We start from the raw sequence: 24,286 nt of genomic DNA, 5'->3' as shown, positions 1-24,286 counted from the left end.
TTTGCGATGACGCTTCCTTTTTGCACCGTCCGCGACCTGCTGCGTTATGCAGTGTCGCGTTTTAGCGAGGCCAAACTGTCGTTCGGCCACGGCTCGGCCAATGCCTACGACGAAGCCGCCTATCTGATCCTGCACACGCTGCATTTGCCGCTCGACCTGCTCGAACCGTTTCTCGACGCGCGCCTGACCACGGCCGAAATCGAGGCGGTGCTGAAAGTGATCGAGCGACGCGCCGCCGAACGCGTGCCGGCCGCGTACATCACGCAGGAAGCGTGGATGCACGGCTATCGCTTTTACGTCGACGAGCGCGTGATCGTGCCGCGCTCGTTCATCGGCGAGCTGCTGCAGGACGGCCTGCAGCCGTACGTCGAGGACCCCGAGCAGGTCGGCGCGGTGCTCGAACTGTGCACCGGCTCCGGGTGCCTCGCGATCGTCGCCGCGCACGCGTTCCCGAACGCCGACGTCGACGCGGTCGATCTGTCCGCGCCCGCGCTCGAAGTCGCGACGCGCAATGTGCTGGACTACCACCTCGACGAGCGCGTCGCGCTGTTCGAAGGCGATCTGTATGCGCCGCTCGCCGAGCGCCGCTACGATGTGATCATCAGCAATCCGCCGTACGTGAACGCCACGTCGATGCAGGAGCTGCCGGCCGAATACAGGCACGAGCCGGAGATGGCGCTCGCCGGTGGCGCGGACGGCATGGACATCGTGCGCCGGATCATTGCCGACGCGCGCAACTGGCTGACCGAAGACGGCGTGCTCGTCATCGAGATCGGCAACGAACGCGAGCACGTCGAGGCCGCGTTCGGCGGTCTCGACCTCGTGTGGCTGTCGACCAGCGCCGGCGACGACAACGTGTTTCTGATCCAGGCCAGCGACTTGCCGGTCTGAGTCCGGCATGCTGACCGTTTGAGCGTCGTTTCAAGCGCGTTTCTCAGGCAGGGTCACGAGCAATCGCCGCGACAGCGCGTGGCCTTGCCCGCAACCGCAGCCTGAGCCCGTTGCCCGACGCGTTCGCCGCAGACCACGGAGCGAGCCCGTGCCCGCCTCCGTTTCCTGAACCACGGCGCTTCGCCAACTGTTCGCGAGCTTATGTCATTCGACCTGCTTCACGTCGGCACGCTGGTTGCTGTTGCCCACATTCTCGGCATCATCGCGGCCGCTCACGCGATTCTCCATACCCGCACCTCGCAAGGGGCGATCGCGTGGGCCGTGTCGCTGGTCGCGATGCCTTATCTGACGCTCGTACCCTACCTGTTTCTTGGCCGCAGCAAGTTCGCCGGCTACGCGGACGCGCGCCGCGTCGAGAACGAGCTGCTGCGCACGCGCGCGCATCCGCTGGTGTGGGACACGCAGGCGTCGTCGGCCGGGGTGCCGACGCAGCAGCTCGGCTCGCGGCTCGTGCAGTCGCTGACGCGCCTCGGCGGCATGCCGTTCCTGCCCGGCAATAGCGTGCGCACGCTGGTCAACGGCACGGCGACTTTCGAGGCGATCTTCGAGGCGATCGAGAACGCGCGCCGCTATGTGATCGTGCAATTCTTCATCGTGCGCGACGACGCGCTCGGCGACATGCTGAAGGACGCGCTGATCGCCAAAGCCAAACAGGGCGTGCGGGTGTACTTCCTGTATGACAGTATCGGCAGCTTCGATCTGCCGCACCGCTACGTCGCGGCGCTGCGCGCCGCCGGCATCGAGATGCAGCCGTTCGCCACGAACCGCCTCTTCGTCAACCGTCTGCAACTGAATTTCCGCAATCACCGCAAGATCGTGGCGGTCGACGGCGAGCGCGCGTTTGTCGGCGGTCATAACGTCGGGGTCGAATATCTGGGCGCGAAGCCGCCGCTGTCGCCGTGGCGCGATACGCACATCGAAGTGCGTGGTCCGGCGGTCGCAAGCATCCAGTTCGTCTTCATCGAGGACTGGTACTGGGCCACGCAGCAGTTGCCCAAGTTCGACGCGCCGGCCGCGGATTCCGTGACCCCATCCTTCGACCAGCCCGGCGACCACGGCGCCAACGAGCGCGCCGCGAACAACATGCACTGCCTCGTGCTGCCGAGCGGCCCGGCCGACAAGCAGGAGACCTGCTCGCTGTTTTTCGTCGAAGCAATCAACGCGGCACGTGAACGCATCTGGATCACGACGCCCTACCTCGTCCCCGACGAAGCCGTATTCGCTGCGTTGCGCCTCGCTGCGCTGCGCGGCGTCGACGTGCGCATCCTGATTCCGAGCCGGCGCGATCACCTCGTGGTGTTCGCGGCGTCGAAGCTCTATGCGTACGACTCGCTGCGCGCGGGCATTCGCATCTTCCGCTATCAGCCGGGCTTCCTGCATCAGAAGGTCGTGCTGATCGACAGCAGCGCGGCCGCGATCGGCAGCGCCAATCTCGACAACCGCTCGTTTCGCCTGAACTTCGAGATCATGGTGCTGACCGTCGACCGCGGCTTCGCGCTCGAAGTCGAGACGATGCTGCTCGACGACTTTGCCGAGTCGCGCGAAATCGACCGCGACGAGTACCACAAGTCGAGCGCGCTGCGACGCATGCTGATGCACGTCGCGCGGCTCTTTTCGCCGATCCTGTAGGCGTGCCCGCTTACAGCAGCGCTTCGATATCCCCGGTGATCGCCTCGGGCTTGGTCAGCGGCGCATAGCGCTTGACGACGTTGCCGTCGCGGCCGATCAGAAACTTCGTGAAATTCCACTTGATCGCCTCGAGACCGAGCAGTCCCGGCGCCTCGATCGTCAGATAGCGGAACAGCGGGTGCGCGTTCGGACCGTTCACGTCGATCTTGTCGAACATCGGAAACGTCACGCCGTAGTTCTTCTCGCAGAAGCTGCCGATCTGCGCGGCGTCGCCCGGCTCCTGCTTGCCGAACTGGTTGCACGGAAAACCGAGCACCGCGAGCCCGCGCGCCGCGTACGCGTCATACAGTTTCTGCAAGCCCGCGTATTGCGGCGTGAACCCGCATTCGCTCGCGGTATTGACGATCAGCATAACTTTGCCTTCGTACTGCGCGAGACTCGCTTCCTCGCCGCCGAGCGTGCGTGCCGAAAACGAAAAGATCGATGTCATGTGCCCTCCCGTGAAAGCCGTCAGTCTATGCCAAAAGCGCTGCCGATACAGTCGGCCGGATGGCCGATGAGCGCTGCGCGCGAAGTGACAGACGGGCAATCGGCGCCGCGCGCCCGGCAACGCGCCGGGCAGTCTAAAATAGCGGTTTTCTTCAGCCGGCCACGTCGTGATCCGCTTCAATCAGTTCAGCCTCGCGCGCGGCACCAAGCCGCTTTTCGACAACACCACGTTCACCTTGAACCCCGGTGAAAAAGCCGGCCTCGTCGGAGCGAACGGCGCGGGCAAGTCGACGCTGTTCGCCGTGCTGCTCGGCGAACTGCATGCGGACGGCGGCGATTTCTCGATCCCGCCGACCTGGCGCATCGCGCACGTCGCGCAGGAAACGCCCGCCGTCGACAAAACCGCCCTCGCCTACACGCTAGACGGCGACGCCGCGCTGCGCGACATCGAAGCGCGCATCGCTTCGGCCTCCGCGGCGCACGACGGCGCGGCAGAAGCCGAAGCGCACGCCGCGTTCGCCGACGCCGACGGCTACACCGCGCCGGCTCGCGCCGAAGCGTTGCTGCTCGGCCTCGGCTTCACGCTCGAGCAGACCCGCGAGCCGGTCAGCAGCTTCTCGGGCGGCTGGCGCATGCGCCTGAATCTGGCGCAGGCGCTGATGTGCCGCTCCGATCTGCTGCTGCTCGACGAACCGACCAACCACCTCGACCTGGACGCGATCGTCTGGTTGGAAGATTGGCTGAATCGCTATGCGGGCACGCTGATCGTGATCTCGCACGACCGCGAGTTTCTCGATTCCGCCTGCAACGTCACGCTGCATCTCGAGAACCAGCAGATCAAACGCTACGGCGGCAACTACTCGCAATTCGAAGTGCTGCGCGCGCAGCAGATCGCGCTGCAACAGAGCGCGTACGAAAAGCAGCAGCGCACGGTCGCGCATCTGCAGAGCTACATCAACCGCTTCAAGGCGCAGGCCACCAAGGCGCGTCAAGCGCAAAGCCGGGTGAAGGCGCTCGAGAAGATGGAGCTGATCGCGCCCGCGCACGTCGGGTCGCCGTTCACGTTCGAGTTCCGCACTCCCGACTCCGCGCCGAATCCGATGATGGTGATGGAAGACGTGCGCTGCGGCTACCATGCCGAAGACGGCAGCGGGATTCCGATCGTCGAGCGCGTGATGCTGTCGATCCAGAATGGTCAGCGCATCGGCCTGCTCGGCGCGAACGGCCAGGGCAAGTCGACGCTGATCAAGACGCTCGCGGGCACGCTCGAACCGTTGAGCGGCCACGTACGCGAAGGCAAGGGTCTGCGCATCGGCTACTTCGCGCAGCATCAGCTCGAAACGCTGCGTCCGGACGATACCCCGTTGCAGCACCTCGCGCGTCTCGCGCCCGATACGCGCGAGCAGGAGCTGCGCGACTTCCTCGGCAGCTTCAACTTTTCCGGCGACATGGCGACCGCGAAGATCGCGCCGTTCTCGGGCGGCGAGAAGGCACGCCTCGCGCTCGCGCTGATCATCTGGCAAAAGCCGAACCTGCTGCTGCTCGACGAGCCGACCAACCACCTCGACCTCGAAACGCGCCACGCGCTGACGATGGCGCTCGCGCAATTCGAAGGCACGCTGATCCTGGTCTCGCACGACCGGCATCTGCTGCGCGCGACGACCGATCAGTTCATGCTGGTCGCGAAGCATCGTCTGCAGGAATTCGACGGCGATCTCGACGACTACCGCGACTGGCTGCTGCAGCATGCAGCCGAGAAGCGCGCCGCGCTGAAGGCCAATGCTTCCGGTGCGTCGGACGCAGCGTCCAACGGCGCGGCAAGTGGCGACAGCAACGTCAATCGCAAGGAACAGCGCCGCCTCGAAGCGGAAACGCGGCAGAAGCTCGCGCATCTGAAGAAGCCGCTGCAAAGCCGCATCGCGAAAATCGAAAAGGAAATGGACGCACTCAACGCGGAGAAAGCGACGCTCGATACATTCGTCGCCGATCCCGCGAGTTACGAACCGGAGCAGAAGAGCAAGCTGACGGAGGCGATCCGCCGTCAGGCAGACGTGAACGCGCGCCTCGACACGCTCGAAGCCGAATGGCTCGAGACGCACGAGGAACTCGAACAGATCGGCTAGCGGCACCGCGCCGGCATCCACGGGAGCTTGGCTTTGTCATTTGCGAATTCATCGTCCGGGTTATCGGCCCCAGAATCCGAAGCTGCATCGGCAGCCGATGCGCCGCCGTTGCAAGGACTGCGCGTGCTCGACCTCACGCGTCTGTTGCCGGGTCCGGTGGCCGCGCTGCGCCTCGCCGAGCTCGGCGCCGATGTGCTGAAGATCGAGGCGCCCGGCGCGGGCGACCCGACTCGCACGATGATGCAGTCGTCGAGCGATCGTGTCGCGGGCCGACCCGGCGCGTTTTACCGGATGGTCAATCGCGGCAAGCGCGAGACGCGCCTCGACCTCAAGTCCGAAGCAGGACGCCAGGTGCTGCGCGCACTCGCGGCTGAAGCCGACGTGCTGATCGAGAGCTTCCGGCCCGGCGTGATGGAGCGGCTCGGCCTCGGCTACGCGACGCTCAGCGCAGCCAATCCGCGGCTCGTCTATTGCGCGATCAGCGGATATGGCGCGAGCGGTCCGTTCGCGGACCATGCCGGCCACGATCTGAATTACATCGGCTATGCAGGCGTGCTCGATCAACTGGCGAACCGCGACGGTGCGCCGATCCTGCCGAACTTCCAGATCGCCGATCTGCTCGGCGGCGCATTGAGCGCGGTCACGCAGATTCTCGCGGCGCTCTGGCATGTCGCGCGAGGCGGCGCGGGCCGCTTCGTCGATGTATCGATGACGCACACGAGCTATGCGCACAACTTCGTCGCGCAGGTGTCGCTCGTCAACGAAGGTGCGGCGCCCGCCGCGGGCAGTGGTCTGCTGAACGGCGGCGTGCCCTGCTACAACCTCTACCGCACCAGCGATGAACGCTGGCTCGCGGTCGGCGCGCTCGAATTGAAGTTCTGGGAAACGCTGTGCATGGCGCTCGATCGGCCGGAATGGGCGACGCGTCACTGGAGCCTGGGTCAGGCGATCGGCGGTCCCGATGCCGTGGCACTCATTCAGGAAGTCGCCAATCTGATTGCGACGCGCACGCTCGGCGAATGGGTGGAATCGCTGGAATCGCTCGATTGCTGCGTGTCGCCGGTGCTGACGCCCGCTGAAGCGGCGCAGCATCCGCTGTTCAATCCGCACGCGTATGCGGCGGTGGCCGCGAGCGCCGCCGACTCACACGACGACGGGGCCTAATGCGCGTGGCGCAGCCGCGACGCGGGCGCAATGAAGATCAAGGCCCGGTCAATCGAAAAACCCGCCGCCGTCAACGCCGCGTCGGCGTCTGCCTCGGCAGCGTTTGCCGCGGCGACTTTTCGTCGTCGTACAGCAGGTGCTTGCGGCCTTCCACATGGCGGCTGATCGTGGCACGCACTTCGGCGGCCGTTACGTCTTCAGCCACTACCCGCCGCGAGATCTGGCCCGCGGTGTCGATCCACTCGACGATCCGGCAAGCGCCGCCCCACGGCTGATGAATCGGTGCGGAGACCCGGCAGCCGCGCACCTGGATGTTATGGTGGGCAGCGGTTTCACGAGACTGTTTCAAGGCGCGATCCTTTTTCGAGCATCAGACGGGATGCATATCCTTACAGCTTAGAAAAAAGGGATGGCGACCAGGTTACAGCCAATATGAAGATATTTACCGGGCATTACGGTGCCGCAAGCGTACAAAGTACTGGCGAGCCGTCCCGGCCCCCGTCTATTCGAGCGTGCGGACGCGGTCGATGGCCTGTTCGATCCGTTCGACCGCAACGACCTGTAAGCCTTCGATTGGCTGTTTCGGCGCATTGGCCTTCGGAATCACCGCCACCGAGAAGCCGAGCTTGGCTGCTTCCTTCAGGCGCTCCTGACCGCGCGGCGACGGCCGGATTTCGCCGGCGAGGCCCACTTCGCCGAATACGACGAGCCCCTTCGGCAGCGGCTTGTTGCGCATCGACGAATGGATCGCGAGCAATACCGCGAGGTCGGCGGCGGGCTCGGAGATCTTCACCCCGCCCACCGCGTTCAGGAACACGTCCTGATCGAAACAGGCGATGCCCGCGTGCCGATGCAGCACCGCGAGCAGCATCGCGAGCCGGTTCTGTTCGAGGCCGACCGCAAGGCGTCGCGGATTTGGCGCGTTGGCCGCATCGACGAGCGCCTGCACTTCGACGAGCAACGGCCGCGTGCCTTCCTGCGTGACGAGCACACATGAGCCTGGCACCGACTGCTCGTGCTGCGATAAAAACAATGCCGACGGATTCGCGACGCCGCGCAAACCACGCTCGGTCATCGCGAACACGCCGAGTTCGTTGACCGCGCCGAAACGGTTCTTGATCGCGCGCACGAGACGGTACGACGAGTGCGTATCCCCCTCGAAATACAGCACCGTATCGACGATATGTTCGAGCACGCGCGGACCTGCGAGCGCGCCCTCTTTCGTCACGTGCCCGACCATGATGATCGTCGTGCCCGACTGCTTGGCGATGCGCGTGAGTTGCGCCGCGCACTCGCGCACCTGCGCGACCGAGCCCGGCGCCGATGTCAAAGCATCCGAATAGACGGTCTGGATCGAATCGATCACGGCGACTTCAGGCCGTTGCTCCGTGATCGTCGCCTGAATTTTTTCGAGCTGGATTTCCGCGAGCAATTGCAGCTCGCTTGCCTTCGAGCCGGGTTCGAGCAACGCCAGCCGTTGCGCGCGCAACGCGATCTGCGCGCCAGATTCTTCGCCGCTGATATAGAGCGCGCGTTTGTCCGCCGCGATTTCCGCGAGCGATTGCAACAACAGCGTCGATTTACCGATGCCCGGATCGCCGCCGATCAGCACCACGCCGCCCGGCACGAGGCCGCCGCCGAGCACGCGGTCGAATTCGCTGACGCCGGTGGAAAAGCGCGGCACGTCCGACGCGTCGATGTCGGCGAGGCGCCGTACCGGCGTGCTCTTCGCGAGCGACTGGAAACGGTGACCGGACGGCGCCTCCGCGACCGATTCGACGAGCGTGTTCCACGTCTGGCAGGACGGGCATTGACCGGACCACTTCGGCGACTGTCCGCCGCATTCCCCGCAGATGTACAACGTCTTCGCTTTCGCCACGCGTTACTCCGCCCGAACCGGCACACGCGGCGCGACCGCGCACATCAGCTCGTAGCCGATCGTGCCGCAGGCCTGCGCGACGTCGTCGATGGGCAGCGCGGTGCCCCACAATTCCACGCGCGAGCCGACGTTGGCGGTCGGCACCGGGGTCAGGTCGACGGTCAGCATGTCCATCGACACACGTCCAACGATCCGTGTGCGCACGCCATCGACGATCACCGGCGTGCCTTCCGGCGCGACGCGCGGATAGCCGTCCGCGTAACCGCACGCGACCACGCCGATGCGCATCTGACCGCGCGCAGTGAACCTCGACCCATAGCCGACCGAGCTGCCTTCGCCGAGCGTCTGCACGGCGATCAGTTCCGACGCGAGCGTCATCGCAGGCTGCAGGCCCGTGCCGTCGATCGCGGCCGTCACGCCGGACGGCGACGCGCCGTACAGGATGATGCCCGGACGCACCCAGTCGAAATGCGCTTCCGGATGCCACAGCGTCGCGGCCGAATTCGACAGACTGCGCGCACCGGCGATGCCCTGCGCGCCACGCTCGAACGCCTCCATCTGATGCGCGATGCCGCGCTCGGCATCGGCATCGGAAAAATGCGTCATCAACGTGATCTGGCCGACGCCCTGACAGGCGCGCGCACGTTCCCATGCGGCACGGAATTTTTCGACCGTGTAGCCGAGCCGGTTCATGCCGGTGTTCATCTTCAACTGAATATTGACGGGTTTCGACAGACGCGCCATTTCGAGCATGCGCAGTTGCTCGTCCGAATGCAGCGCCGTGGTCAAACTGTAGCGGTCGATTACGTCGATGTCGGTCGGCCGAAAAAAGCCTTCCAGCAGAAGAATTGGGCCCGCCCAGCCCAATTCACGCAACTTCACCGCTTCTTCGAGGTCCAGCAACCCAAAGCCGTCCGTAGCGCGCAAACCGGGAAACGCGCGCGCGAGGCCATGCCCGTAGGCATTAGCCTTGACGACGGCCCAGATTTTCGATTTCGGCGCATAGCGCCGCGCGACAGCGAGGTTATTTGCGAGAGCAGCGGTATGAATCGTGGCGGAAAGGGGGCGCGGCATGGGATTTTTTCGTAAAGACACTTGCGAATCAGCGGCTTACAGGGCGTTTTCAGCGCTCGGCGGCCCGCTGGGCGGTGCGATCAAGGATTCTGCTAGTCCGAATTCAGCTATTTTCATGATATAAAGCCGTGCGCACAACCCATTTCGATCGGCATAAGCCCGGACACATGACAAACGGCCGGGGCGGACAGACCGCAGCGAGGACAGCATCGCATCAGATGAAAAAAGGTTTTTACACCATCATGGCCGCGCAGTTTTTTTCGTCGCTGGCCGACAATGCGCTTCTGATCGCTGCTATCGCACTGCTGAAAGATCTTCACGCTCCGAACTGGATGACGCCGCTGCTCAAGCTGTTTTTTGTGCTGTCGTACGTCGTTCTTGCCGCCTTCGTGGGCGCATTCGCCGACTCCCGTCCGAAAGGACGCGTGATGTTCATCACCAATACGATCAAGGTGGTTGGCTGCATAACGATGCTGGTCGGCGCGCATCCGCTGATTGCGTACGGCATCGTCGGCTTCGGCGCGGCGGCCTACTCGCCCGCCAAATACGGCATTCTCACCGAACTGTTGCCGCCTGACCGGCTCGTTGCCGCGAACGGCTGGATCGAAGGCACCACGGTCGGCTCGATCATTCTCGGCACGGTGCTCGGCGGCGCGCTGATCAGCCCGCATATCGCCGCGCCGATTCTCAAATGGCACGTCCCCACCGTGAACACGCCCGCGGAAGCCGCGATGGTCGTGATCATGGCCATTTACGTGATCGCCGCGCTGTTCAATCTGCGCATTCCCGACACCGGCGCGCGCTATCCGCGACAGGAGCACGGGCCGATCCGCCTGATCACCGATTTCGCCGACTGCTTTCTCGTGCTGTGGCGTGACAAGCTCGGACAGATTTCGCTCGCCGTGACGACGCTGTTCTGGGGTGCGGGCGCGACGCTGCAATTCATCGTGCTGAAGTGGGCCGAAGTGTCGCTGGGCATGTCGCTGTCCGAGGCGGCGATCCTGCAGGCGGTGGTCGCGGTTGGCGTCGCGTTCGGCGCGATTTTCGCGGCTTCGCGTGTGCCGTTGAAGAAGTCGCTGTCGGTATTGCCGGTCGGCATCATGATGGGTATCTCCGTGATGCTGATGGCGTTCTACACGCGCGATCTGTTTCCCCCGCACTGGGGCGTGTATTTTGGCCGCATGCACGTGTCGGGCTATCTGATTTTCGCGTATATCTTCCTGATGTTCGTGGGCGGCCTGTCGGGCTTTTTCGTCGTGCCGATGAATGCGCTGCTGCAGCATCGCGGGCACGTGCTGCTGTCGGCGGGCCATTCGATCGCCGTGCAGAACTTCAACGAGAATCTGTCCGTGCTCGTGATGCTGTGCCTGTACGCGGTGCTCGTGTGGCTCGACGTGCCGGTCACCATCGTGATCGTGCTGTTCGGCACCTTCGTCTGCCTGATGATGTGGCTCGTGATGCGACGCCATCAGGCGAACCAGCGCGCCTTCGATTCGGTCGCGCTGATCGGCGAAGCCAAGCACTGATCGGCTGCGCCGGGCCGGCCGCGGCACACACGAGCGCGCCCCCCTTCTTCCTCGCTCGACCATGACTCAATCGATTCCCAATGTGCTGACGATCGCCGGTTCCGACTCCGGCGGCGGCGCCGGCATCCAGGCCGATCTGAAGACCTTCTCCGCGCTCGGCGCCTATGGCGCGAGCGTGATCACCGCGCTGACCGCGCAGAACACGCGCGGCGTGAGCGCGATTCACGCGCCTGACCCGGGCTTCGTCACCGCGCAGCTCGACGCGGTGTTCGACGACATCCGCATCGACGCGGTGAAGATCGGCATGCTCGCGAATGCGCCGATCGCGCGTGCGGTCGCCGACGCGCTGCGCCGTCATCAGCCCAAACACATCGTGCTCGACACGGTGATGATCTCGAAGAGCAATCACGCGCTATTACTACCCGATGCGGTCGCGGTGGTACGCGACGAACTGCTGCCGCTCGCCGATCTGCTGACGCCGAATCTGCCGGAAGCGGCCGCATTGCTGGGCATGCAACCCGCCGCCGACGAAGCCGGCATGGTCGAGCAAGGCGAAGCGTTGCGCGCGCTCGGCGCGCGCGCGGTGCTGATGAAGGGCGGCCATCTGAGCGCGACCGATAGCCCCGACTGGCTCGTGCAGGAAAGCGGCACGCTGCGTCTCGGCGGTCCGCGCGTGCCGGTGAAGAACACGCACGGAACGGGCTGCACGTTGTCGTCGGCGATCGCGGCCTTGATCGCGCAGCGCGACGATCTCGCTAGCGCGGTCGCCGATGCGAAGGTTTATCTGACGGGTGCGTTGCAGGCGAGCGAGCGGCTCGACGTCGGCCACGGCGTGGGGCCGGTGCATCACTTTCATCGGTGGTGGTGAGCGACGTCATTGCTTCGCGTAACGCCGCGCGTGCTCGGGCCAGTCGTCGGGCACGATAAAGCCGCGCGAGCGTTCAAGTACACGCCCCGCGTTGTCTTCGATGAATTCGGCGACCATCGTCGGGCCCTGTTGCGGTGAGATCCGCGCGGCGAGCGTGTTTGCGTCGACGTACCACGTGTCGTCCGCACCGGCTTGCGTTCGATCTTGCGGCGCGAGCCATTCGAGCCGCGGCAACACCCGCCACCTGTGCGCATGCGCGCACGCGAAAGCCGGCCAGTCGCGATGCGTGACCCACCAGCCGCGACCGTGCGCGGGATCGAGTTCGGCAGGATCGGTGGGCATCTCGCCATGCCGGTAAAACAGCCAGCCTTTGACGAACATCTGCGGCGTCCACGCGCCCGCATAGCCCGTCGAGGCAAATTCCTCGCGTGCGCTGAGCGGCAACTGATGATCGAGCAAATGCGCGAGCTTCAGATCGAGGCGGTCTTTCAGATTGGGGCCGACATAATCGGCGAGACGCGCCGCCTCTGCCCCATTCGCATCGCCCGCATGCAGATAGCACTTCACCGCGAGTTCCCAATGCAGTCGCGCGCCCTGGCGCGTGCGCACGAGGAAATCGCATTCACCGAGCGTGAGGCCCGCATGTCGTAGCGGCACGCCCGCTGCGATCAGTTGCGTCGCCGGTCCATGACGAAGGAAAAAGCCCAGCAGGCGTTCGGCGTAGCGGCCAAGGCGCGTGATACGCGTTGCCGCGAGATCCTGACGCAGAAGTGCCGGCGCGGCGTCGAGCGCGCGCAGCCAGTCGAGCGTGGCCTGCAATTCCTGCGGCGTGCCGAAAGGATCGGCGAGCGCGCCTGTGGGAAGCTGAGGGCGCAACAGATCGGGACTGAGCAGCAGCCACGCGAGATCGCGGACAGCGGGATCGCGCAGCGCATCGACGGAAGCATCGCCACGCAAACCCAGCAAGGTATCGAGAAGCGCCGCGCGGCTGACAAACGCGACGGGCATGCGCGCCGCCGGTCCCTCGGGCATCGTCACTTTGATTCGTTCGACGGCACGCCGCCGTTCGCGAGCCACGTGGCACGCGCGAGGCACAGATCCGCCCAGGCCTTGGCCTTGTCGGGCAGGCTACGCAGCAGATAGGCCGGGTGATAGGTGACGATCACCGGCACGCCCTCGTACGTATGCACGCGGCCGCGCAACGACGAAATGCTCGCGTCGGTCCTGAGCAGACTTTGCGCGGCGAAACGGCCGAGCGCGACGATCAGCTTCGGCTTCACGAGCGACACCTGATGCTGTAGATAAGGTTCACAACGCGCGACTTCGTCCGGCTGCGGATTGCGATTGCCAGGCGGCCGGCACTTGATCACGTTGGCGATATACACGTTGGTGCCGCGCGCGAGCGCGAGCGAGTGCAGCATGTTGTCGAGCAGCTTGCCGGCCTGGCCAACGAACGGTTCGCCTTGACGGTCCTCGTTCTCGCCGGGCGCTTCGCCGATCAGCATCCAGTCGGCCTCGCGATCGCCGACGCCGAACACCGTGTTCGTGCGCTTCTCGCACAGCCGGCACGCCTCGCATCCGGCGACGCGCTCGGCGAGCGCGTCCCAGTCGAGTGTGTGGATAGACGGCAGCGCGGGCGCGTCGCGGCGCGCTTCGGCGGGCGCGGGGGCCGATGCGGTTGGATCGTCGAACCACGCGAAGTCGTGCTCGGGAGGGGCGTCGGAAGTCGGCGGGGCTGAAAAGTCAGTTTGCGATTCTGATGTTTCGCGCCGCGCTGCAGTTTCGTCGAAGCGCGGCGTGGATTCGCGCTGCACTTGCGGCGGCTGCACCTCGGCGGACGCGCGCAGCGGTTCGCGCGAGGTCTGCGTCGCAGGCTCCGCGCGACGCAAGTCTTCCGCGTGTTCCCGCGGCGACTGCAGCGCATCACGCTGCCCGACCTCCTCTCGCGCCGCGAGTCCGCGACGCACCCACAACGGCGCGAGTCCGAATTCTTCGAGCACCGATTCATGCAGCGCCATCTGCGCCCTCCGTGGCTAACGACAGACGCATCACGATCGCGTCCTCCCGGCCGCGATGCCGCGCCGGATAATAATTTTTGCGCCGGCCGATCGACGCGAAGCCAAAGCGCTCGTACAACCGGATCGCCCGACGATTCGACGGCCGCACTTCGAGCAGCAGCCCCTCGAGCCTCTCCGCGTGCGTGATGCGCACCGCCTCGCGCAGCAGCGCGAGGCCTGCGCCGGCGCCTTGTGCTTGCGGCGTGACGCACAGATTCAGCAGATGCATTTCATCGACGACTGGCATCAGCACGCAGTAGCCGATCAACGTCCCCGTCACGTGACGCAGACAGACGCCGAAATAGCCATTGCGCAGCGAGTCGCCGAAGTTGCCGCGGCTCCACGGAAACTCATACGCGAGCTTCTCGATCGCGGCGACTTCGTCCAGGTCGCTTTCGGTCATCGGCGACATGTAGCGGTCCGTGAGCAGCACGCCGCTCATGGGCGCGCCTCGTCGTGGGACGGTTGGCCGGAGCCGCCATCGGGCGCGTGCTGCGCGGACTGCTCGGCGCTATGAGCCGCTTTGGCTGATTTCGCCGCTTTGTCGGCCATGCGCTCTGCGGTCGTCTGCGCGACCTTGTCGCGCACGTACTCGGGTGCGGCCTGATCGGCGCGCACCGTGCGGCCCGCATGAAACGCGCGCAGCGCCGCGTACGCAAGCGGCAACGCATGCGGCAACGCTTGGCCATCGACGCTCCGCGCGGCCGCGACCGCCGGCAAGCGCTCGCCGAACGCGGCGGCCGCGTTGCCGGCGAGTGTGAACGGCACGTCGGGCAGCACGAGCCGCTCGGGTGCATCGAGCGTCGCCGTCTGCACGGTGCGCCATTCGTGTTGCGTGTCGTCCCACGCGTAGTCGGCCCAGTAGATTTCGTCCATGCGCGCGTCGAGCGCGGCGAGCACGCGCGTCGTCGACGGATCGCGCAGGCGGGCGCTCTCCGCGCACGCGAGCAGCGTGCCGATCGGTACGACCGGCAGGTTCAGGCCGAACGCGAGGCCTTGGGCGACGCCGGTCGCCGTACGCAGTCCGGTGAACGAACCCGGACCCGAGCCGAACGCGATCGCGTCGCAATCCGCCAGCGTGAGGCCGGCTTCGTCGAACAGCTCGCGGATCGCCGGCAGCAGGCGGGTACTGGACACCGCGCCGGTTTGTTCGTGACGAACCCAGACGCGCGGTTCGGCGCTGGGCTGACCGGCGGCATCGACGGACGCGGACACGAGCGCCGCCGAGCAGAACTCGGTCGATGTATCGAGGGCAAGGAGCACTGTTTGAGTCATGGACCGTATTGTAATCGGCGCGGTACGCCTGAATCGTGGTTTGCGCGGCCGCGCTGCCCGGCTTCGCGGCCGTCATCGTTTGGAATAAGCCCTCGGTCCCGGGGCGGCGGGCAATTGCTATGATTTTCGGCCGATCTCATCTATCCCGCCACGCGGGCCAAACGACCATGACCGACATCAATTCCCAGTTCGAGCAAGCCCAGCAAGACGTCAAGCAACTGCCCGAGCGTCCGGGCAACCTGACGCTGCTGCGTCTCTATGCGCTCTTCAAGCAGGCGAGCGAAGGCGACGTGCACGGCGACAAGCCGGGCTTCACCGACATCGTCGGCAAATACAAGTACGATGCGTGGGCGGCGCTCAAGGGCACCGCGCAGGACGCTGCGAAGCAGCAATACGTCGAACTCGTCGAATCGCTGAAGAGCGGCACCGCGGCCTGAGTTTCCGGCGCGCCAATCATCTGCCGAAATGGCCGTCTGGCAATGCTGCGACCGCCTCGCGGCGGTTTCGGACACGAAGCTCCGGGCCGCCGCCCTCACTCGCCTACTTCATTCCGGCACTTTCTTCTGTCGGAACTGCCTGAATGGTGGCGCAGTGCAGCAAATGTCGCTATAATCCTGCCTGCGCTTCACTGCTTTGCCCGTCTTTTCCAGCGGTCCTCGCGGCGCAGCGTCCATAGCGTTTGCTCCAATCCAGTTTAGAACCTGTCCCCTTCTGCCTAGCCCACTCCGGGCTCAAGTCCCAGGCTGGCGACTCGCCATGTTGGCACGTCGCATCCGATACAGCTTCTAACGAAAAACTCGCCTTCATTGTCGCGAGTTGCCCCCGTTTTTCGATTTGCTCGCTGCTGTTTTGCTCGCTGAATCCGACGACTTGGGTATGCCGATTGGCGTTGACGTTTTCATCCGATGAACCACCCAGGATCGTTTTCAAGGATTCACATGACTTTGAGCAATACCTCCAGCAGCCCGTTGAACGCCATCGGCGACGAAGCACTCGGTCTTTCGCCCGCCGCTCCCGAAGCCGCCGCGCAGGCTGACGCCAAGCCGACCTTCGCGTCGCTCGGCCTGTCCGCGGACGTCGTCTCCGCGCTGACCGCCGCCGGCTACGAGCACCCGACGCCGGTGCAGCAACGCGCGGTGCCGGCAGCGATCGCCGGCCGCGATCTGCTGGTTTCGAGCCCGACCGGCTCGGGCAAGACCGCCGCGTTCATGCTGCCCGCCATCGAGCGTTTCTCGCAGCTGCAAAAGACGCAGGCGAGCCAGCCGCGCGAACCGCGCCCGGCCGACGGTGGCCGCGGCCGCCGTCCGCAGCCGGTCGCGCGTCCGACCATGCTGGTGCTGACCCCGACCCGTGAGCTCGCGATGCAGGTCACGACCGCCGCCGCGACGTACGGCAAGCACCTGAAGCGCCTGCGCACCCTCAGCATTCTCGGCGGCGTCGCTTATGGCCAGCAACTGATGCTGCTCGCGAAGAACCCCGAAATCCTCGTCGCAACGCCGGGCCGTCTGATCGACCACCTCGAGCGCGGCCGCATCGATCTGTCGCAACTGCAGATCCTCGTGCTCGACGAAGCCGACCGCATGCTCGACATGGGCTTCATCGAAGACATCGAAACGATCGTCGCCGCTACGCCGGCTACGCGCCAGACGATGCTGTTCTCGGCCACGCTCGACGGCAAGATCGGTTCGCTGACCGGCCGTCTGTTGAAGGACCCGGAGCGGATCGAGATCGTCCAGCGCATGGAACAGCGCACCAACATCGCGCAAACCGTCCACTACGTCGACGACCGCGATCACAAGGACCGTCTGCTCGACCATCTGCTGCGTGACGACGGCCTCGACCAGGCCATCGTCTTCACGGCCACCAAGATGGACGCCGACCAGCTGGCGGGCCGTCTGGCCGACGCCGGCTTCGAATCGGCCGCGCTGCACGGCGACCTGCCGCAAGGCGCGCGTAACCGCACGATCCGCGCACTGCGCGAGCGCCGCGTGCGCGTGCTGGTTGCGACCGACGTCGCCGCTCGCGGTATCGACATCCCGGGCATCACGCACGTGTTCAACTACGACCTGCCGAAGTTCGCCGAAGACTACGTGCACCGTATCGGCCGTACCGGCCGTGCGGGTCGCTCGGGTATCGCCGTGAGCCTCGTGCATCACGCCGAACAGGGCGCGTTGAAGCGAATTGAGCGCTTCGTGCGCACGCCGCTTCCGGTCAACGTCGTCGCAGGCTTCGAGCCGCGCAAGGCGGCGCCCTCGGGCAACGGCCGTCCTGGCTTCGGCGGCCGCGGCCGTCCTGGCGGTGGTAACGGCCGTCGCTTCGGCAGCGGCTCGGGCAAGCCGGGCGGCTACGGCGGCTCGCGCAACGGTAACGGCACCGGCAACAGCAACGGCGGCGGCTGGGGCAACAAGTCGGCCGGCGGTTCGCGCGAAGGCTTCGGCTCGCGCGAAAGCCACGGCGGTTCGCGCGAAGGCTTCGGCGGTGGCTCGCGCGACGGCTACGGCGCGCGCCGCAACGACGGTCCCCGTTCGGCACGTCGCGGCAGCTAATAGCGACCCACCTGACCGACCGGATGGCTTCGCGCCGTCCGTGACACAGAAGAAAACCGGCGCTCGGGCGCCGGTTTTTTTTCGTCTATCGACTGCCCGCCCCAAATTTCACGATGTAAAAAATTTTTTTGCGTCGTAAAAAATCATGCTGCAAGGCACAAGAAGGACTATTGCAACAGGGAAAATATCGTTTCTTATCGCGAAACGCAAGCATCAAGTCATTGATTTTATATAAAAATAAATATTGGAAAAACGCTTTGCGGTGTCTATTGCGCGTCCTTCGATTTGCCTAGACTCTTATATAAGACTTCACGAAACAGAACGCCTCTCCGGGCCCGACGCTTCGAGAAGACAGAGTCACCCATCCTCCATAACTGGCATCGAAGGAGCACATCATGACCATGACCCGCGAACAGCAAGTGCAGCAACTCAAGCAGCAATGGGAAGCGGACCCGCGTTGGAAAGGTGTCAAGCGCACCTACTCGGCCGAAGACGTGGTGCGTCTGCGCGGCTCGGTGCAACCTGAGCACACACTCGCGAAGCGCGGCGCGGAAAAGCTGTGGGCCGCCGTCAACGACGAGCCGTTCGTCAACTCGCTCGGCGCGCTGACCGGCAACCAGGCGATGCAGCAGGTGAAGGCTGGTCTGAAGGCAATCTATCTGTCGGGTTGGCAGGTCGCGGGGGATGCCAACGTCGCCGGTGAAATGTACCCGGACCAGTCGCTGTATCCGGCCAACTCGGTGCCCCTCGTCGTCAAGCGCATCAACAACACGCTGACGCGCGCCGACCAGATCCAGTGGTCGGAAGGCAAGAACCCGGGCGATGAAGGCTACGTCGATTACTTCGCGCCGATCGTGGCCGACGCGGAAGCCGGTTTCGGCGGCGTGCTGAACGCGTTCGAACTGATGAAGGCGATGATCGAAGCGGGCGCGTCCGGCGTGCACTTCGAAGACCAGCTCGCATCGGTCAAGAAGTGCGGTCACATGGGTGGCAAGGTGCTCGTGCCGACCCGCGAAGCCGTCGCGAAGCTGACAGCCGCGCGTCTGGCCGCCGATGTGTCGGGCGTGCCGACCGTGCTGCTCGCCCGCACCGACGCGGAAGCCGCCGACCTCGTGACCTCGGACATCGACGACAACGACCGCCCGTTCCTGACCGGCGAGCGTACCGTCGAAGGCTTCTATCGCACGAAGCCCGGTCTCGAGCAGGCAATCTCGCGCGGCCTCGCCTATGCGCCGTACGCAGACATGATCTGGTGCGAAACCGGCAAGCCGGACCTCGAGTTCGCCAAGAAATTCGCCGACGCGATCCACAAGGAGTACCCGGATCAACTGCTGTCGTACAACTGCTCGCCGTCGTTCAACTGGAAGAAGAACCTCGACGACGCGACGATCGCGAAGTTCCAGCGCGAACTCGGCGCGATGGGCTACAAGTTCCAGTTCATCACGCTGGCCGGCTTCCACGCGCTGAACTACTCGATGTTCAACCTCGCGTACGGCTATGCGCGCAACCAGATGACCGCATTCGTCGAAATGCAGCAGGCGGAGTTCGCGGCGGCCGAAAAAGGCTTCACCGCGGTCAAGCATCAGCGTGAAGTCGGCACCGGCTACTTCGACGCGGTCACGCAGACGGTCGAGCGCGAAGCATCGACGACCGCGCTGCACGGTTCGACGGAAAACGAGCAGTTCTTCGACAAGAAGGTCGCCTGAGATCAGCCAGTCGGGTTATGCAGTCCCGTGGCCTGAGCGCAGCAACGATCGGCAAACGTCGAGCGGCACCACCAGAGTGCCGCCGACGCAGGGAGGGCCGTGCCGTCCTGGATTGGTGAGAGCGTCAGCGCGAACGCCGACGGCCGGAGAGTCTCAAAGAAGCCAGCACGCGGCAAGCGTGCGGCGAACCTGAACGCGCCGGCAGCGCCGCCGGCGCGCTTTTTTTCGAAGGCGGTGCATGCCGGCACGCTGCCGGCAGTGCCAAGCGATTCAGCGATAGACGATCACAGGAATTTTCGTATGCGTGAGCACGCGCTGCGTTTCACTGCCGATCAGCAGGCTACCGAGCCCGCGCCGCCCATGCGATGCCATGAAGATCACGTCGCAGCGCCCCTGCTCGGCCGCTTCGATGATGCCGAGATACGGCGCCGGATGCACGCTCGTGCGGCTCTCGACACTGACGCCGACGCGGTGCGCCGCATGCTCGACTTCGCGCAGATGCACGCGCGCCTCGCGCTCGCTGCGTTGCAGGAACTCGCCGGGCGGTTCGACCACGACATCGGAGAACGGCGAGTACGGATATTGCGGCAGACAGGCGTATGCGGTAACGCGGGCGCCCACGGCCTGCGCGAGGTCGATCGCGCCCGCTATCGCCTTGCGTGACAGATCTGAACCATCGGTCGGAACCAGGATGTGCCTGAACATGATCCCCTCCGTCGCCGGTTGCCCGCAGCACGGCGTCAGCGTCCAACAAAGCCCAGGGTGCAGGCTGCTCGAAACGATTGTAATGCGTATGAATGCGGGTATTCGCGTCTGTCTGGAGATTGGCGCATCAGTCCCAGTAACCGGGTTCACCGTACGTATGCTTGAGAAAGTCCAGAAACAGCCGCACCCGCAGCGGCAGATGACGGCGCTGCGGGAACACCGCGTGGATGCCGATCGGCGGCGCGGCGAATTCGTCGAGCACGCTGACGAGGCGGCCCGTCGCGATCTCCGCGCCGACCTCCCACCACGAGCGCCACGCGAGCCCGTGTCCGGCGAGACACCATTCGTGCAGCACCGCGCCGTCCGAGCACTCCATCGTGCCGGACACCTTGATCGACACGACCTTGCCGTCGTGCTGAAACATCCAGCCGCGCTGCTGGTTCGCGCTGGCGCCGAGCGCGAGGCAGTTGTGGCGCGCGAGGTCGGCCAGGCTGTGCGGCGCGCCGCGCCGGCTCAGATACGCGGGCGACGCGACGCATACGCGCCGGTTCTCCGCGAGCTTCAGCGACACCAGCGACGAATCGGGCAACTCGCCGAGCCGCACCGCGCAATCGAAGCCTTCGTTGACGAGGTCGACGAGGCGGTCGGACAGATCGAGCGTGATCGACACGTCCGGATGCGCGACCGTGAACGCGGGCACCAGTGGCGCCACGTGCCGGCGCCCGAAGCCGGCCGGCGCCGACAGCCGGAGATGGCCGCTCGCCTTCACGCCGCCCGCCGACACGCTCGCCTCGGCGTTCTGCATGTCGTGAAGAATGCGCTGGCAGTCTTCGAGAAAGGCCGAGCCTTCGAAGGTCAGCGTGATCTTGCGCGTCGTGCGCACGAGCAGCTTGACGCCGAGGCGCTCCTCCAGTGCGTCGATGCGCCGGCCGATGATCGCGGGCGCGACGCCCTCGGCGAGCGCCGCCGCGGACAGGCTCCCTTTGGCCGCGACAGTGGCGAAGGTCTCGATCTGCTTGAAACGGTCCATGAACGATACGCGCCGCGGCGAGGCGGAACAGTGAGCAGTACGCGTCACATTAGGGACGAAAAAGTAAAAGATCAAGTGATCTTTAGCCTATTTTTTAGCACCTAAGGTCAGCAATACAATCGATCCCGACCTCTGACAGGAGCGCATGGCAATGTCGGCCACAACGACACCTTCCCCGCGAGCAGTGATTTTCGACGCCTACGGCACGTTGTTCGACGTGCATTCGGTGATCGCCGCCGCGGAGCAACTGTTCCCCAGCCACGGCGACGCGCTGTCGCAGCTGTGGCGCCAGAAGCAGATCGAATACACGCAATTGCGCACGCTCGCCGCGCGCAGCGACGCCCCCGGCGAACACTACCGCCCGTTCTGGGACATCACGCTCGACGCGCTGCGCTTCGCCGCGAAAAGACTGCAGCTCACGCTCGGCCGCGCGGCCGAAAAGCGGCTGATGGACGAATACGCGTGCCTGTCCGCATTTCCCGACGCGGTGCCCGTGCTGCGTGCGTTGCGCGAGGCCGCCGCCGTGCCACGCGTGGGGCTCGCGATTCTGTCAAACGGCAATCCGCAAATGCTCGACATCGCGGTCAAGAGCGCCGGCATGAACGCCCTCTTCGATCACGTGCTGTCGGTCGACGCCGTGCGCGCATACAAACCCTCGCCTGCCGCGTATGCGCTCGGCCCCGACGCGTTCGGCGTGGCCGCGCGCGAGATCGTGTTCGTGTCGTCGAACGGCTGGGACGTCGCGGGCGCGACATGGTTCGGCTTCACGACGTTCTGGCTGAACCGGCAGAACCTGCCCGTCGAAGAGCTCGGCGTGACGCCGCATGGCACCGGTAGCGGCATGAACGATCTGCTGGACTTTCTGCACACACTCGCGACGTCGCCACGCTCGAGCGGCGGCGGTCGAACGAAAGTTCCTGGCAGTGGCAGTCGCAAGCGCGCCGGCCCGCGCGTATGACGGCGCCCCTCGCATTCGGCAATCCACTTCCCCCTTTTCAACCTTCGCATTTCTGCAATCTGACCGACCAAGGAGAAAACATGGCTAATTCGCTGTCGTTGCCGCAAGGCATGGAAATCACCGGCGACATCAAGCCCGGCTTTGAAGCGATCCTCACCCGCGAAGCGCTGGAACTCGTCGCGGCCTTGCACCGTACGTTCGAGCCGCGCCGTCAGCAGTTGCTGCAGGCGCGCGTCGAGCGCGCGAAGCGGCTCGACGCGGGCGAGCGGCCCGACTTCCTCGCCGCCACGAAGAGCGTGCGCGAAGGCGACTGGAAGATTGCGCCGCTGCCACAGGATCTGCAGTGCCGGCGCGTCGAGATCACCGGCCCCGTCGAGCGCAAGATGATCATCAACGCGCTCAATTCGGGCGCCGACTCCTACATGACCGACTTCGAGGATTCGAACGCGCCGAGCTGGGACAATCAGATCACTGGTCATATCAATCTGAAGGACGCGGTGCGCCGCACGATCTCGCTCGAACAGAACGGCAAGGCGTATCGGCTCAACGACAGGACCGCGACGCTGATCGTACGTCCGCGCGGCTGGCATCTCGATGAGAAGCACGTGAAGGTCGACGGCCAGCGCGTGTCGGGTGGCATCTTCGATTTCGCGCTGTACATGGTGCACAACGCGAAGGAGTTGATCGCGCGCGGCTCGGGCCCGTACTTCTATCTGCCGAAGATGGAGAGCCATCTCGAAGCGCGGCTGTGGAACGACATCTTCGTCGCCGCGCAGGAAGCGGTCGGCGTGCCGCGCGGCACGATTCGCGCGACGGTGCTGATCGAGACGATCGTCGCCGCGTTCGAAATGGACGAGATCCTGTACGAGCTGCGTGAACATAGCTCGGGCCTGAACGCGGGCCGCTGGGACTACATCTTCTCGGCGATCAAGAAGTTCAAGAGCGACCGCGACTTCTGCCTCGCCGATCGCTCGCAGATCACGATGACCTCGCCGTTCATGCGCGCGTACGCGCTGCTGCTGCTGAAGACCTGCCATCGCCGCAACGCGCCGGCGATCGGCGGCATGAGCGCGCTGATTCCGATCAGGAACGATGCGGCCGCGAACGACAAGGCGATGGCCGGCGTGCGTTCAGACAAGGCGCGCGACGCGGGCGACGGCTACGACGGCGGCTGGGTCGCGCACCCGGGCCTCGTGCCGGTCGCGATGGAAGAGTTCGTCAAGGTGCTCGGCGATCGGCCGAACCAGATCGGCAAGCAGCGCGTCGACGTGCTCGTGACCGCGACCGACCTGCTCGACTTCCGCCCGGAAACGCCGATCACCGAAGCGGGCTTGCGCAACAACATCAACGTCGGCATTCACTACCTCGGTTCGTGGCTTGCGGGCAATGGCTGTGTGCCGATTCACAACCTGATGGAAGATGCGGCCACCGCCGAGATTTCGCGCTCGCAGGTCTGGCAGTGGATCCGCTCGCCGAAGGGCAAACTCGACGACGGTCGCAAGGTGACGGTCGAACTGGTGCGCGAGCTCGCGGCGCAGGAGCTCGACAAGGTCAAACAGACGGTGGGCGCAGATACGAAGCCATATGAGCGTGCCGCGCAGATCTTCGAGCAGATGTCGACCGCGGAGCAGTTCACCGATTTTCTGACGCTGCCGCTTTACGAAGAGATTTGATGGTGTTGATGATGCGGGCTCGAGCGCCTTGGGCCTGCTCGAGCCAGGTGATCGCATCGGCTTGAGCGACGGCACGCCGCGGACATATGTGGCGCGCCGTTTTTTTTGCTCGCCTTCGTGGACCAGCTCAGCGCGTGCGCCGATGTTCGACCCAATCTCCTGAACGGATCTCGGGCAGCCCTTTTACCGCGCTCGGCGCGACCGGATAGAAGCGGCAATTCACGACGTTGCCGTCCACTTTGACCATCACCTCACGTGCCAGAAAACGATCCTCGACGCCCGGATACACGGCTTCGATTTCGTCGAGCACCGCGACGAGCGCATCGTCGATTTCATAGACGTCGCCGCACACGTCGATGCCCGCTTCGTCGACGACGAGACCCGGATAGGCGCCAAAATCGAACAGATGGCCGCGCACGGTGGTACTGCCGAGCAGGCTCGGTGCGGGGATTTCGTTGCGCGCGGCGGCTTCGCTGATGTCGTTGGTTTCACCGGCACGCAGCGTGCCGTAGACAAAGACGGTCTGCATCGTCGTTGAGTCTCCATGGTCAGAGGTGATGTCGGTGGCTCGGGGGCCATCGGGACATTATGCAACGGCGGCCCGTCGGCAACAGAAACTGGGCACGGCCTACA

The 24,286-nt window shown here is 65.0% G+C and carries 23 protein-coding genes; 11 read left to right on the top strand and 12 right to left on the bottom strand.

From position 1 onward, the window contains the following. The first annotated feature begins 6 nt into the window (after window positions 1-6). Both prmB and cls read left to right on the top strand, forming a co-directional pair. Complete coding sequence (gene prmB / locus OKW30_RS07510; RefSeq protein ID WP_429346399.1) at window positions 7-891, top strand: 50S ribosomal protein L3 N(5)-glutamine methyltransferase; 885 nt, start codon at window positions 7-9, stop codon at window positions 889-891. A gap of 201 nt (window positions 892-1,092) precedes the next feature. Beyond that, a complete protein-coding gene (gene cls / locus OKW30_RS07505) occupies window positions 1,093-2,580 on the top strand; it encodes a cardiolipin synthase (RefSeq protein ID WP_184066218.1) in 1,488 nt (495 codons plus the stop codon). Between the two features lie 10 nt (window positions 2,581-2,590). On the opposite strand, the gene OKW30_RS07500 is transcribed toward cls, so the two are convergent. Beyond that, complete coding sequence (locus OKW30_RS07500; RefSeq protein WP_090800611.1) at window positions 2,591-3,070, bottom strand: glutathione peroxidase; 480 nt, start codon at window positions 3,068-3,070, stop codon at window positions 2,591-2,593. Between the two features lie 166 nt (window positions 3,071-3,236). Here OKW30_RS07500 and OKW30_RS07495 point away from each other — a divergent pair, with 166 nt between their 5' ends. Continuing rightward, window positions 3,237-5,192: an ATP-binding cassette domain-containing protein gene (locus OKW30_RS07495; protein ID WP_429346398.1), complete on the top strand. Its 1,956-nt coding sequence runs from the start codon at window positions 3,237-3,239 to the stop codon at window positions 5,190-5,192. 108 nt (window positions 5,193-5,300) lie between these two features. Beyond that, a complete protein-coding gene (locus tag OKW30_RS07490) occupies window positions 5,301-6,356 on the top strand; it encodes a CaiB/BaiF CoA transferase family protein (RefSeq protein WP_018417629.1) in 1,056 nt (351 codons plus the stop codon). A 70-nt stretch (window positions 6,357-6,426) separates the two neighbouring features. Here OKW30_RS07490 and OKW30_RS07485 read toward each other — a convergent pair whose 3' ends face one another. From OKW30_RS07485 to alr, 3 genes are all read right to left on the bottom strand, one after another. Next, window positions 6,427-6,705 (bottom strand): DUF2866 domain-containing protein, encoded by a 279-nt coding sequence (locus tag OKW30_RS07485; RefSeq protein WP_090800615.1) that lies wholly within the window; start codon window positions 6,703-6,705, stop codon window positions 6,427-6,429. A gap of 153 nt (window positions 6,706-6,858) precedes the next feature. Further along, window positions 6,859-8,235 carry a DNA repair protein RadA gene (gene radA, locus OKW30_RS07480; protein ID WP_184056927.1) on the bottom strand — a complete coding sequence of 459 codons (1,377 nt, stop codon included), beginning with the start codon at window positions 8,233-8,235 and terminating at the stop codon, window positions 6,859-6,861. A 3-nt stretch (window positions 8,236-8,238) separates the two neighbouring features. Further along, window positions 8,239-9,309, bottom strand: a complete 1,071-nt coding sequence (gene alr, locus OKW30_RS07475; protein ID WP_429346397.1) for an alanine racemase — start codon at window positions 9,307-9,309, stop codon at window positions 8,239-8,241. A 218-nt stretch (window positions 9,310-9,527) separates the two neighbouring features. Between alr and lplT the strand changes: the two genes are divergently transcribed. Both lplT and thiD read left to right on the top strand, forming a co-directional pair. Continuing rightward, complete coding sequence (gene lplT / locus OKW30_RS07470; RefSeq protein ID WP_184066227.1) at window positions 9,528-10,835, top strand: lysophospholipid transporter LplT; 1,308 nt, start codon at window positions 9,528-9,530, stop codon at window positions 10,833-10,835. 61 nt (window positions 10,836-10,896) lie between these two features. Then, the gene (gene thiD / locus OKW30_RS07465; RefSeq protein ID WP_184066230.1) at window positions 10,897-11,703 is read left to right on the top strand and encodes a bifunctional hydroxymethylpyrimidine kinase/phosphomethylpyrimidine kinase; all 807 of its coding nucleotides are present in this window, start codon (window positions 10,897-10,899) and stop codon (window positions 11,701-11,703) included. Between the two features lie 6 nt (window positions 11,704-11,709). On the opposite strand, the gene OKW30_RS07460 is transcribed toward thiD, so the two are convergent. From OKW30_RS07460 to tsaB, 4 genes are read right to left on the bottom strand one after another with little or no spacing between them, the layout of a single operon-like run. Beyond that, a complete protein-coding gene (locus tag OKW30_RS07460) occupies window positions 11,710-12,741 on the bottom strand; it encodes a DUF1853 family protein (RefSeq protein WP_429346396.1) in 1,032 nt (343 codons plus the stop codon). Next, complete coding sequence (locus OKW30_RS07455) at window positions 12,738-13,721, bottom strand: uracil-DNA glycosylase family protein (protein ID WP_429346395.1); 984 nt, start codon at window positions 13,719-13,721, stop codon at window positions 12,738-12,740. Before OKW30_RS07455 ends, OKW30_RS07460 begins: the two co-directional genes overlap by 4 nt. Then, on the bottom strand, window positions 13,708-14,202 hold the full coding sequence (gene rimI, locus OKW30_RS07450) for a ribosomal protein S18-alanine N-acetyltransferase (protein WP_184049061.1): 495 nt from the start codon (window positions 14,200-14,202) through the stop codon (window positions 13,708-13,710). The genes OKW30_RS07455 and rimI overlap by 14 nt, the downstream gene beginning before the upstream one ends. Next, entirely contained in the window at window positions 14,199-15,035 is an 837-nt protein-coding gene (gene tsaB, locus OKW30_RS07445; RefSeq protein WP_184056942.1) for a tRNA (adenosine(37)-N6)-threonylcarbamoyltransferase complex dimerization subunit type 1 TsaB, read from the bottom strand. The genes rimI and tsaB overlap by 4 nt, the downstream gene beginning before the upstream one ends. 167 nt (window positions 15,036-15,202) lie before the next feature. Between tsaB and OKW30_RS07440 the strand changes: the two genes are divergently transcribed. Continuing rightward, complete coding sequence (locus OKW30_RS07440) at window positions 15,203-15,472, top strand: acyl-CoA-binding protein (RefSeq protein ID WP_184056944.1); 270 nt, start codon at window positions 15,203-15,205, stop codon at window positions 15,470-15,472. Between the two features lie 169 nt (window positions 15,473-15,641). Here the strand turns inward: OKW30_RS07440 and OKW30_RS07435 are convergent, their stop codons facing one another. Beyond that, window positions 15,642-15,965, bottom strand: a complete 324-nt coding sequence (locus OKW30_RS07435; protein ID WP_184066241.1) for a hypothetical protein — start codon at window positions 15,963-15,965, stop codon at window positions 15,642-15,644. 8 nt (window positions 15,966-15,973) lie between these two features. On the opposite strand from OKW30_RS07435, the gene OKW30_RS07430 reads away from it, so the two are divergent. Then, on the top strand, window positions 15,974-17,581 hold the full coding sequence (locus OKW30_RS07430; protein WP_187629522.1) for a DEAD/DEAH box helicase: 1,608 nt from the start codon (window positions 15,974-15,976) through the stop codon (window positions 17,579-17,581). 401 nt (window positions 17,582-17,982) lie between these two features. After that, window positions 17,983-19,287, top strand: coding sequence for an isocitrate lyase (aceA, locus tag OKW30_RS07425; protein ID WP_184066334.1), 1,305 nt, complete (start codon window positions 17,983-17,985; stop codon window positions 19,285-19,287). 270 nt (window positions 19,288-19,557) lie between these two features. On the opposite strand, the gene OKW30_RS07420 is transcribed toward aceA, so the two are convergent. Next, window positions 19,558-19,992 (bottom strand): universal stress protein, encoded by a 435-nt coding sequence (locus OKW30_RS07420; RefSeq protein WP_090800630.1) that lies wholly within the window; start codon window positions 19,990-19,992, stop codon window positions 19,558-19,560. Between the two features lie 127 nt (window positions 19,993-20,119). After that, window positions 20,120-21,022: a LysR family transcriptional regulator gene (locus tag OKW30_RS07415; protein ID WP_184004033.1), complete on the bottom strand. Its 903-nt coding sequence runs from the start codon at window positions 21,020-21,022 to the stop codon at window positions 20,120-20,122. A 151-nt stretch (window positions 21,023-21,173) separates the two neighbouring features. Between OKW30_RS07415 and OKW30_RS07410 the strand changes: the two genes are divergently transcribed. Together OKW30_RS07410 and aceB are read left to right on the top strand one after the other, a co-directional pair. Then, window positions 21,174-21,980, top strand: a complete 807-nt coding sequence (locus OKW30_RS07410) for a haloacid dehalogenase type II (protein ID WP_429346394.1) — start codon at window positions 21,174-21,176, stop codon at window positions 21,978-21,980. Window positions 21,981-22,060: 80 nt separating this feature from the next. After that, window positions 22,061-23,653 (top strand): malate synthase A, encoded by a 1,593-nt coding sequence (gene aceB / locus OKW30_RS07405; protein WP_429346393.1) that lies wholly within the window; start codon window positions 22,061-22,063, stop codon window positions 23,651-23,653. Between the two features lie 127 nt (window positions 23,654-23,780). On the opposite strand, the gene OKW30_RS07400 is transcribed toward aceB, so the two are convergent. Next, on the bottom strand, window positions 23,781-24,182 hold the full coding sequence (locus tag OKW30_RS07400; protein ID WP_429346392.1) for a gamma-glutamylcyclotransferase family protein: 402 nt from the start codon (window positions 24,180-24,182) through the stop codon (window positions 23,781-23,783). Window positions 24,183-24,286 lie beyond the last annotated feature (104 nt).

Source organism: Paraburkholderia sp. Clong3 (assembly GCF_050436485.1).
GTDB lineage: Bacteria > Pseudomonadota > Gammaproteobacteria > Burkholderiales > Burkholderiaceae > Paraburkholderia > Paraburkholderia tuberum.
Note: the sequence above shows the minus strand (reverse complement) of the source record. Positions and strands in the feature narration are given on the sequence as shown.

Coding starts and splice junctions, on each gene's coding strand:
- prmB (WP_429346399.1), top strand. CDS start 7: ATGACGCTTCCTTTTTGCACCGTCCGCGACCTGCTGCGTTATGCAGTG.
- cls (WP_184066218.1), top strand. CDS start 1,093: ATGTCATTCGACCTGCTTCACGTCGGCACGCTGGTTGCTGTTGCCCAC.
- OKW30_RS07500 (WP_090800611.1), bottom strand. CDS start 3,070: ATGACATCGATCTTTTCGTTTTCGGCACGCACGCTCGGCGGCGAGGAA.
- alr (WP_429346397.1), bottom strand. CDS start 9,309: ATGCCGCGCCCCCTTTCCGCCACGATTCATACCGCTGCTCTCGCAAAT.
- lplT (WP_184066227.1), top strand. CDS start 9,528: ATGAAAAAAGGTTTTTACACCATCATGGCCGCGCAGTTTTTTTCGTCG.
- thiD (WP_184066230.1), top strand. CDS start 10,897: ATGACTCAATCGATTCCCAATGTGCTGACGATCGCCGGTTCCGACTCC.
- OKW30_RS07455 (WP_429346395.1), bottom strand. CDS start 13,721: ATGGCGCTGCATGAATCGGTGCTCGAAGAATTCGGACTCGCGCCGTTG.
- rimI (WP_184049061.1), bottom strand. CDS start 14,202: ATGAGCGGCGTGCTGCTCACGGACCGCTACATGTCGCCGATGACCGAA.
- tsaB (WP_184056942.1), bottom strand. CDS start 15,035: ATGACTCAAACAGTGCTCCTTGCCCTCGATACATCGACCGAGTTCTGC.
- OKW30_RS07440 (WP_184056944.1), top strand. CDS start 15,203: ATGACCGACATCAATTCCCAGTTCGAGCAAGCCCAGCAAGACGTCAAG.
- OKW30_RS07430 (WP_187629522.1), top strand. CDS start 15,974: ATGACTTTGAGCAATACCTCCAGCAGCCCGTTGAACGCCATCGGCGAC.
- aceA (WP_184066334.1), top strand. CDS start 17,983: ATGACCCGCGAACAGCAAGTGCAGCAACTCAAGCAGCAATGGGAAGCG.
- OKW30_RS07420 (WP_090800630.1), bottom strand. CDS start 19,992: ATGTTCAGGCACATCCTGGTTCCGACCGATGGTTCAGATCTGTCACGC.
- OKW30_RS07415 (WP_184004033.1), bottom strand. CDS start 21,022: ATGGACCGTTTCAAGCAGATCGAGACCTTCGCCACTGTCGCGGCCAAA.
- OKW30_RS07410 (WP_429346394.1), top strand. CDS start 21,174: ATGTCGGCCACAACGACACCTTCCCCGCGAGCAGTGATTTTCGACGCC.
- aceB (WP_429346393.1), top strand. CDS start 22,061: ATGGCTAATTCGCTGTCGTTGCCGCAAGGCATGGAAATCACCGGCGAC.
- OKW30_RS07400 (WP_429346392.1), bottom strand. CDS start 24,182: ATGCAGACCGTCTTTGTCTACGGCACGCTGCGTGCCGGTGAAACCAAC.